The sequence below is a fragment of the Janthinobacterium sp. GW821-FHT03A03 genome, from assembly GCF_059421435.1.
Map to the genome: position 1 here is coordinate 1 of NZ_JBWKUZ010000047.1, position 983 is coordinate 983.

The 983-nt window shown below is 58.1% G+C and carries 1 pseudogene; it reads left to right on the forward strand.

The features are described from left to right. Positions 1 to 53 precede the first annotated feature (53 nt). Positions 54 to 983 (forward strand): annotated as a pseudogene (locus AC07VI_RS29300) (IS3 family transposase); the annotation flags it as partial.

Genomic DNA, 983 nt, shown 5'->3' on the forward strand with positions numbered 1-983 from the left:
TGACCCGTCCTGGAATAAGTTGACACTTTTTCGTTACAGAGAAGGAGTGTCCGATGGAACAAGGGTTTCGACGCAGTCAGCGAGATTACAGCCTGGCTTTTAAATTGAGCGTTGTCGAGCAGGTTGAAAAAGGCGAGATGACGTACAAGCAGGCGCAAACGCGCTACGGAATACAGGGTCGGTCGACAGTTTTGGTATGGTGTCGCAAACACGGCCTGCAGGATTGGACGCATCCCAGGGGCCGAAGCCAACGGGGAGCGACCATGACAGACACACCAGCCAGGCCACTGACGCCAGAGCAGCGCATCAAGGAGCTGGAGCGTCAGCTCAAGGAAGAAAAACAGAAATCCGCGCTGTTCGAGGCGGTTCTCGACGTCCTGCGTGACGAATACGGGGTGCCGGTAAAAAAGCCTTTGGGCAGGTCATCGCGCGCAAGCAAGTCGAAGGATTAAGCGTCGAACGGGCCTGCCGCTGTGTCGGCATCAGCCGCCAAGCGTATTACCAGCGCCGTCAGCGCGAGCGACATTGCCTGGACAGGGCGCAAACTGTCGTCAAGCTGGTGCAGCCGATACGCCTGCGCCAGCCACGCATCGGCACGCGCAAGCTGCACAGCATGCTCGGTGCAGCCTTTTCCGGTGCAAAAATCAAATTGGGACGCGATGGACTCTTTGATATCTTGCGCCAGGAGCGGCTGCTGGTGCAACCACAGCGGGCCTATCATAAGACCACGAATAGCCATCACCGCTTCCGGCGCCATCCCAATTTACTCAAGGAGGGGCCGGGACAAGTGCTCGCCACGCGGCCGGAGCAGGTGTGGGTAGCCGATATCACGTATCTCCCGACCGCCGGAAAATTCGTCTATCTGAGCTTGGTAACGGATGCGTATTCGCGCAAGATCGTGGGCTATCACGTGCACGCAAGCCTGCAAACCGAAGAGGTCAGCGAGGCCTTGAAGATGGCCCTGCGAGCACGACAGCGCAAGA